The sequence below is a fragment of the Xanthomonas euvesicatoria pv. euvesicatoria genome, from assembly GCF_020880415.1.
GTDB classification, from domain to species: domain Bacteria; phylum Pseudomonadota; class Gammaproteobacteria; order Xanthomonadales; family Xanthomonadaceae; genus Xanthomonas; species Xanthomonas euvesicatoria.
This window is the reverse complement of record NZ_JAJIUJ010000072.1, coordinates 110641-118397: the sequence shown is the minus strand read 5'-3', so window position 1 is coordinate 118397 and position 7757 is coordinate 110641. Positions and strand designations below refer to the sequence as shown.

7 protein-coding genes and 1 pseudogene are annotated in these 7757 nt (G+C 66.7%); 6 read left to right on the top strand and 2 right to left on the bottom strand.

Annotated elements, in window-relative coordinates:
• Positions 1–11 precede the first annotated feature (11 nt).
• The 5 genes from LN450_RS12735 (at position 12) to LN450_RS12715 (ending at position 5531) form a co-directional block, all read left to right on the top strand.
• Positions 12–485 (top strand): DUF3574 domain-containing protein, encoded by a 474-nt coding sequence (locus LN450_RS12735; RefSeq protein ID WP_011348323.1) that lies wholly within the window; start codon positions 12–14, stop codon positions 483–485.
• Complete coding sequence (locus LN450_RS12730; protein WP_011348322.1) at positions 452–1516, top strand: XAC2610-related protein; 1065 nt, start codon at positions 452–454, stop codon at positions 1514–1516. Before LN450_RS12735 ends, LN450_RS12730 begins: the two co-directional genes overlap by 34 nt.
• 137 nt (positions 1517–1653) lie before the next feature.
• Positions 1654–3255: a SulP family inorganic anion transporter gene (locus LN450_RS12725; RefSeq protein ID WP_039416445.1), complete on the top strand. Its 1602-nt coding sequence runs from the start codon at positions 1654–1656 to the stop codon at positions 3253–3255.
• 8 nt (positions 3256–3263) lie between these two features.
• Positions 3264–4418 carry a lysozyme inhibitor LprI family protein gene (locus tag LN450_RS12720; RefSeq protein ID WP_011348320.1) on the top strand — a complete coding sequence of 385 codons (1155 nt, stop codon included), beginning with the start codon at positions 3264–3266 and terminating at the stop codon, positions 4416–4418.
• Positions 4419–4712: 294 nt separating this feature from the next.
• Positions 4713–5531: a DUF3014 domain-containing protein gene (locus LN450_RS12715; protein WP_011348319.1), complete on the top strand. Its 819-nt coding sequence runs from the start codon at positions 4713–4715 to the stop codon at positions 5529–5531.
• A 226-nt stretch (positions 5532–5757) separates the two neighbouring features.
• Here LN450_RS12715 and LN450_RS12710 read toward each other — a convergent pair whose 3' ends face one another.
• Together LN450_RS12710 and LN450_RS12705 are read right to left on the bottom strand one after the other, a co-directional pair.
• Positions 5758–6465 (bottom strand): glutathione S-transferase, encoded by a 708-nt coding sequence (locus LN450_RS12710; protein WP_011348318.1) that lies wholly within the window; start codon positions 6463–6465, stop codon positions 5758–5760.
• Positions 6466–6509: 44 nt separating this feature from the next.
• Positions 6510–6836, bottom strand: coding sequence for a GIY-YIG nuclease family protein (locus tag LN450_RS12705; RefSeq protein WP_039416464.1), 327 nt, complete (start codon positions 6834–6836; stop codon positions 6510–6512).
• 180 nt (positions 6837–7016) lie between these two features.
• Here LN450_RS12705 and LN450_RS23285 point away from each other — a divergent pair.
• Positions 7017–7540: pseudogene (locus LN450_RS23285) on the top strand (ATP-binding cassette domain-containing protein); the annotation flags it as partial.
• Positions 7541–7757 lie beyond the last annotated feature (217 nt).

Sequence of the window (7757 nt, the reverse complement as noted above, 5' to 3'; positions counted from 1 at the left end):
TGGAGAAGTCGATGAAGTTGCTGCCGTCTTGCCTGCTTGCCGCCATGCTGGCGTTGACCGCTTGCGCCACCGCGCCCGGCACCGTGCCGACCGCGACCACTGCCAGCCTGCAGGGCGATGCAGCGCGGCCGGCGGCGGCACGGGGTTGGGTGCGCAGCGAGTTGTATTTCGGCGTGGGCGAAGAATCCGGCCCGGCCGACCGCCCGCAGACCCGCACCATCGACGAAACCCAATGGCGCGCGTTTCTGGACAAGGAAGTGACCCCGCGCTTTCCCGATGGTCTGACCGTGTTCGACGCCTACGGCCAATGGTTGTTCCGCGGCGCCAAGGAGCCGAACCGGCTGGGCACCAAGGTGCTGGTGATACTGCACGAGGACACCCCGCAACGGCGCAACGACATCGAAGCGATCCGGCTGGCCTGGAAGCAGGCCACCGGGCACCAGTCGGTGCTGTGGTCGCGGCAGCCGGTGGAGGTGTCGTTCTGAGTCCGCTGGCCGGCTTGTGCACCGACAGGTCCGTGCAGTTGCCGACCGCCACGCTCGCCAGCGTCGATCGGCGTATGTCGCGCGTCTTCATGCATTGGCGGGCATCGCGTGCGCAGCCGGCGAGCGAGTGTCTGCGCACCGCTTCGAGCCAGCTGCGCATGCGCCTTGGCTTCTTGCATTTGTCGCCCGTCCGCGCCGCCCGCGCACTGTTGGTTGCGATGGCAGGCGGGCTGGCGTTCGGCGCTGCGTCAGACGACACAAGCCTTCGTCTGACGCTGGATGCGCAGACCCGTGCGACCGCCACCTTGGTCGGCCAGCGCCTGCATGTGGTGCTGTCTCCCGGCGATGCCGAACAGTGGTTCGACGCGAATGTGGACGATGGCGAAGGCGACGTGCAGCTGCGCAGCGACGACTACAACTTCGACGGGCGCCCGGATCTTGCGGTGTCGGCGATGCTGGGTCAGGTCAACGAGGCGGTCTGGGTCTTTGTGTTCGATCCTGCACAGCGCCGCTTTCATGCGCTCGCTGCACCGACGCGCCCGGCGGTGCAGTGCGAGGGATTCTTCAATCTGGTTGCCGATCAACAGCAGCGCAGCCTGACCAGTTCCTGCCGCGGTGGGCCGATGTGGTATGCGGATGTCTACCGCTACGACGCTGGCGGGCGGTTGTACGTTTGGCGGACGCAGCAGCGGATCGAGTCGCCGCAGATCCAGGCCTTGCTGGATTCGGGAAGCGAGGATGGGATGCCGCTGTCGGTGTGGCCGATGTACGACCCGCGCGGCGTCAAGGTGGCAAGCGAAATCGGTACCACGCTCGAGGAACCGATGCCGGTGCAACTGCACGTACATGTGAGGCGTTTGCCGCTGTACGCCACGCCGACGGCCACCGTCACCAAACGCTATCTGGTGCGCGGCGATCAGGCCGATGCGCTGGACGTCAGCGCCGATGGTACGCGGCTGCAGGTGCGTTATCGCAGCGCCGGCCGCAGCGACAGCGTGGGCTGGATCGAGGTGGATGCGGCGATGCAGTAGCGGGCGATGGCGCCGGGCTGCTTGCTCACGGACAGCCAGACGGCCCCTGGCCACGACACGCTCTGATCCACCGCGCCGCTGTCGTCCCCGCAATGCAGCGGCTACCATCGGCCGACCCCCACGCTTCTCTGGTTCTCATGTCGGCTCCCTCTTCGCGTCCTGCGGCTGCGCCGCGCTGGTTCGTCGCTGGCGATCTCAATGGTTTCTTCGGCCTGGTGGTCGACAACCTGTCCATCCTTGGCTTCATCGCCATGGCCCTGGTCGGCATCTTCCAGTTCCCGGCCGACGTCGTGTTCCAGCGCATGTTCCCCGGCACCGCGTTCGGCGTGCTGGTGGGCAACCTGCTGTACACCCTGATGGCGCGGCGGCTGGCCGCACGCACCGGGCGCGACGACGTCACTGCCATGCCGCTGGGTCTGGATGCGCCCACCAGCATCGGCATGGCGCTGCTGGTGCTCGGCCCGGCATTTGCCGGCTTCAAAGCGCAAGGGCTGGACCCGCAGGCCGCCGCGATCGCCACCTGGAAACTGGGCATGGCCGCGTTGGTGGTGATGGGCCTGCTCAAGCTGGTGCTGTCCTTCGCAGGCGAAGCGGTGACGCGCGCGCTGCCGCGGGCGGCCCTGCTCGGTTCCATCGCCGGTATCGCGCTGGTGCTGATGGGCTTGCTGCCATTGCTGGAAACGCTCCGTTCGCCGGTAGCCGGCTTCGTTACCTTGGGCCTGCTGCTGTATGTGCTGCTCGCCAAGGGCCGCCTGCCGACCAAATTGCCCGGCGTGCTGGTGGCGTTCGTGATCGGCACCGCGTTGTATTACGGGCTTGGCCTGGCGGGATTGGGTGCCCCCGGCTTCGCCTTGCCGGCGTGGAATCCGCCGCAGATCGTGCTGCCGCTGCCGACGCTGGGCTTTATCGACGGCCTGCCGGCCACGGTGGCGTACCTGCCGTTGCTGTTGCCGTTCGGCTTGTTGATGGTGGTGGGCGGCATCAACGTCAGCGAGAGCGCGCGCGCGGCCGGCGACGATTACCGCACCCGCGACATCCTGCTGGTGGAAGCCTTGGCCACGCTGGTGGCCGGCGTCTGCGGCGGCGTTGCGCAGACCACGCCCTACATCGGCCAGCCCGCGTACAAGCACATGGGCGCGCGCTCCGGTTACACGCTGCTGACCGGGGTGTTCATCGGGATCGGCGGCATGCTTGGCGTGATCAGCGGCTTGGTGCAGTGGCTGCCGTTGGCCGTGCTGGCGCCAATCATCGTGTATGTCTCCATCGACATCACCACCCAGGCATTCCAGGCCACGCCCAGGCAGCATGCCGGTGCGATGGTGCTGGGCTTTCTGCCGTCGGTCGCGTACCTGCTGACGATCAAGGCGCCGGGCTGGATTGCACCGGAGCAGCTGGTCGCGCTGACCACCAAGGTCGATGGCCACGGGTTGCCGGAGCTGGCAGTGATCTTCGCGCTGGGCAATGGCTTCATCATCACCGCGATGCTGTGGATCGCCACGGTGGCGGCGATGATCGACGGCCGCTTGCGACGCGGCGCGGCGTTCCTGCTGGTAGCTGCCGGGCTGACCCTGTTCGGCCTGATCCACTCGGTGGACCCGCGCGGCGGCATCTACCTGCCGTGGTCGCTGCAAGGCCTGGCGCGGGTGATCAGCTGGCAGTTCGTCGGTGCCTACGTGGCGCTGGCGGCGACGCTGCTGTTGCTGTCGCTGCTGCCGGCGCGCAAGGAGGCGTTGCAGTGAGTTATCGGATGCGTGTCGCGCAGAGCATTGTGGCTGGCGCTTTGGTGCTGAGCGCTGGCGCCGCATGGTCGGCGTCGTTCGACTGCAAGCAGGCGGGCACGCCGGTGGAAAAGCGGCTGTGCGCGGTGCCGGCGCTCGGCCAGCTGGACGATCAGCTGGATGAGGCCTATCGCGGCGTGCTGGACACCACACCGCGCGCCTCGCTCACCGCAGTGCGCGATCAGCAACGCGCCTGGTTGCGCCAGCGCAATGCCTGCGCGCAGGACGCCAAGGTGGATGCCTGCCTGCAACGCAGTCTGAAGACCAGGGTCGATGCGCTGGGCAAGACACTCGACGCCCAGCAGCAAACGCTGGACCGCATCATCGCCAGCATCCCGAAAACGCCAGCGGACGCTGCGCGCCAGTTGCAGGGCTACGACGCGCCGCTGGCATCGGCATGGCTGGCGTATCTGCATGACTTCGTGCCTGCCGCTGGCGTGGATGCGGCGTTGGCGAGCGCGCGTTTTGAAAGCGCACGCAAGGCGTTGCGCAAGACCGACGATTTCGCAGCATCCTTGCTCGACGATGTGGAAGGCGCGCCCGCCATGCAACAGCAACAGCGTGTGCTGACCTTGTTGCGCATGTGGATCGAGCGCGAAGATCGTTCCGAGCGGCCGTATGTGCATTGCTTCATCTTCGCTGCAGTGGGCGAGCCGGCTTATGAGGCGTTCGGCCCGCTCTATGGCTCGACACGCGACAGTTTCGCGCCGATCTGCGAGCCGCCCGGTGGGCTGTTCGCGCGACCGAGCTGGAAACAGCTGGATGACGGATTCGCAGGACTGATCGAAGCCTTGAGCAAGGACGCAGGCACCATTCGCTATGCCAGCTACGCCGAGTGGCAGATCATCGCGCTCCGGGCTGCCGTGTCGCCGGCACTGTATCTGCAGCCGGAGTTGCGCAAGCGCTACGGCAACGATCCGGAGCAGGCGATTGCTGCGTGGTCCGGCGACGACAGCGACTGGCCGGCAGCCGAGCGCAACGCTGCGCGCGCGCTGTTGCCGAAGGTGCGCGCAGAGACGGCCGCCTGGCTGGCAAGAAGGCGTATGCCTGCCAGGCGGGCCGAACAGGTTGCCGCTGCAATTGTCGCGGCTTGGGTGAACGCGCGATTGGATTTCGCCGGCTAAGCGGCGTGGATCGCGCAGCGAAGCTTCTGCCTCTCCGCTGCAGGGCCCTTGCCCGCCCACCATCGCAGGACACGCTGCAAGTACGTCTCTGTGGCTCCTTGGCGGCATTCATGCCGCCAAGAATCCCGCGACGGTGAGACAGCCGGCGAGCCGGGCGCTGCGTTTCCCATGGTTGCGAGCGTAGTGCGTCACGTCCAGCGTCAAGCGGCTCAACGAGCGACACCGTAAATCGATGGAACCACCGCAGCATCCCACGGTCACACACTGGATGTTGTCGATGTCAGGAGTTCCACGATGCAAAGCAAATCCTCGCGCTGGCCGTGGTTGTTGGCGGTCCCCTTGATCGCTGGCGCCGCGTGGTGGCTGTTCAGCGGCCCGCCCGATCCGCAGGGCAACTTGCCTGCACCCATCAGCCGTACCGCCAGTGCCGTGGCCGCTGCGGTCAGCCCACAGCCGACGCCGGCCAGTGGCGAGCCGCGTCATCCGGTGCCGGCAGCATCGGCCGACGCTGCCGATGCTGCGATTCCTGCGTTGGCGCAAAGCGACGATGCCGCGTGGCAAGCGCTGCTGGCGTTGGTGCAGGACGATGACGCGCTGTCGATCGTATTGCGCAAGCACCTGATCGAACGCGTGGTGGTGATGATCGACAACCTCACCCAACCCAGCATCAGCCGCCGTGCCTTGGTGCTGCAGCCGGTGCCTGGCGAGTTGCAGGTGGCCGGCGCAGGCGATCATCCGGTGCTCGATCAGGCCAATGCGGCGCGCTATGCACCTTACGTGGCCGCATTCACCAGCGTGGATGCGCAGGCCATGGCGCGTAGCTATGTGCGCTTCTATCCACTGTTTCAGCAGGCGTACGCGGATCTGGGCGCGCCGGATCGTTACTTCAACGACCGCGTCATCGATGTGATCGACCACTTGCTACGCACGCCTGAGCCGACGCAGCCGATCGGCGTGCAACGCGACGACCGTGGCCGCTACCGCTTCGTCGACCCATCGCTGGAATCGCTGTCGGTGGGGCAGAAGGCACTGCTGCGCCTGGGGCCGACGCAAGCGGCTGCAGTCAAGGCGCAACTGCAGCGGATTCGCACGGCCTTGCTGCAGGGGCGCTGAGGCCGCTGGCTTCCCACTACCGGAGAGCGAACGCCGCATGTCAGGCGACCTGCGGCCTTCGCACCTGGGTGGGTGCGTACGTACACGACGTAACGCTGCACGCGTCGCTCAGGATCAGGTGGCGTTGTTGCGTGATCGCTCGCAGCAATCAGCACCGCGGGCCGCGCCGCACCCTTATGCGGCGCCAGCCTGTTGCGACCGGCCGCAGCGCCTTCGCCGCCGCTGCCTATGCCGCATCCAGCTCCGGGTAATGGCGGAAGATGCCGTTGGTATTGAAGGCCACACGTCGTTCGGACGCCAGATAGGCCGCAACGCGCGGCCGTTGGGCCACGTGCCGCTGCAGCGCCTTCAGTCCTGGCAAGTTTTTTGCCAACCTCGCCATGCGTTTGGGGAACATGTACTCCAGGCCACTGAACAACTGGAACAACGATAGATCCAAGTACGAATGCGTGCCGAGCACGTGCGTGCCGCCAGCCTGTTGCAGGACCTGCTCGAAATAGCCCAGGAATTTGGGCAAGCGGTTTTCACGCAGGTCCTGCGCACGCTTGGCCGCTTCGGCTTGTTGGTCTTCGTAATACAGGCCGGTTGCGATCGGGTGGTGCGTATCGTGCACCTCGGCCACCAGATCGGCGATGGTCAGCTGCAATTGCAGCGCCTGTAGCCGCTGTGGTTCCGAATCGGGCACCAATTGCAGCTGTGGCCCGATGAAGTGCAGGATCGCCGCGACCTGCGCCACCACCACGTCGCCGGCTTTGAGAAATGGTGGTGCGAACGGCTGCGCGCCCACCTGCTCGCCTTGCAAAAACGCCGTCATGACCTCGTCGCCCTGGATACGTGCGACATCGGTGTAGGCCGCGCCGGCGTCTTCCAGTGCCAGTCGCACGAATTCGCCGCGGCCTTGCAGACCGGTCCAGTAATACAGCTGATAATGCATGCGCCGCTCCGCATGTCGGGCGCTGCAGGGTAGAAAAACGATGGCTAGACACGCGTGATCGATGCGTCAGCAGGTTGTGACTCCGCACCGTTCGGTTGTGCCTGCAGCCAGGCGAGCTTGCGCGCACGTGGCTGGCGCTTAAGCGCACACTCTGCGCGCGAAGCGCTGGCGCGGTCGGGGTACCGGTGGCTGGCGAGCAGCTGCACGGGCGGATTGGCACGCGTGTAACGCGCACCAGTGCCACGCAGATGGGCCTGGAAGCGCCGCTCCAGATCGTTGGTAATGCCGGCGTAATAGCTGCCGTTGCGACATAGCAGCAGGTAGAGGTGCCAGGGCTTGGGAGCATCCATCGGCGCATTATCGCCACTCATGCGCGATTGCGCAGCGTGCATGCATGACAGAGCTTGTTGCATTCGCTACCGCCAACGCACCGGGACTGATTAACCGCCTAAGCATTGGTTACTGGACGCTTGGGGCGCCGGCAAACAGCATGCCGTATCGCATCGCTCGGTCGAGCCGGTCTTGTTGCCTGCACGCCAGTCGTGCGGCGCCGGGCCGGTCGTGCGCAGGCGCAGGCGCTGGACGCGGTGAGCCTGGGCATGCGCGGCAACGCGTGGCCGTCCGCGCTGTCGGGCGGCCAACGTCGGCCGGTGGCGCTGGCACGTGCATTGGTGCATCGGCCGCGGCTGTTGCTGCTGGACGAACCGCTGGGGGCGCTGGATGCATCGAGCCGTATCGTGATGCAGCAGCTAATCGTGATGCAGCAGCAAATCGTGCGGTTGTGGCGGCAGCACGGGTTTGCGTTGGTGTTGGTCACCCACGACGTGGCCGAGGCGAGCGCGCTGGCCGATCGCATCGTGGTGCTCGATCACGGCAAGGGCGGCCTGGGTGTGGCGGGCCCGTGCCGCATCCGCGTGCGCCCGGGCTGCCGGCGCTGGCGACGATCCAGGCACAGGTGCTGTCGCGTCTGCTGGGCGCGACACAGGTGCCGGAGCCAGCTGCCCCGAAGGCGCAGATGCGCCATGCGGCACCCCGCGAGACGACGGCACAGGAAGTCTCGCCGTTGCAACGCATCCCAGCCCCGCGCGTGTGGGGCTCAGCTCCCGCGACCATGCCGGCCCCTGCGCGCCGTTTCACCCACCGCCCAGGGCGACACGCGGCGTCGCTGGCGGGTGCGTCACCCCTGCGTAGCCATCTGCACGTACCGCTTCGCCAAGCCCGCCTGGACAGCGCCGGCCTGGCCGCTTGCATCTCCAGCACCGGCAAACCTTGAAACCTCGCTCGCCAACCGC

What these genes read in the sequence shown, in the direction of transcription:
- LN450_RS12735 (WP_011348323.1), top strand. Translation starts at nt 12, where the DNA reads ATGAAGTTGCTGCCGTCTTGCCTGCTTGCCGCCATGCTGGCGTTGACC.
- LN450_RS12725 (WP_039416445.1), top strand. Translation starts at nt 1,654, where the DNA reads ATGTCGGCTCCCTCTTCGCGTCCTGCGGCTGCGCCGCGCTGGTTCGTC.
- LN450_RS12720 (WP_011348320.1), top strand. Translation starts at nt 3,264, where the DNA reads ATGCGTGTCGCGCAGAGCATTGTGGCTGGCGCTTTGGTGCTGAGCGCT.
- LN450_RS12715 (WP_011348319.1), top strand. Translation starts at nt 4,713, where the DNA reads ATGCAAAGCAAATCCTCGCGCTGGCCGTGGTTGTTGGCGGTCCCCTTG.
- LN450_RS12710 (WP_011348318.1), bottom strand. Translation starts at nt 6,465, where the DNA reads ATGCATTATCAGCTGTATTACTGGACCGGTCTGCAAGGCCGCGGCGAA.
- LN450_RS12705 (WP_039416464.1), bottom strand. Translation starts at nt 6,836, where the DNA reads ATGAGTGGCGATAATGCGCCGATGGATGCTCCCAAGCCCTGGCACCTC.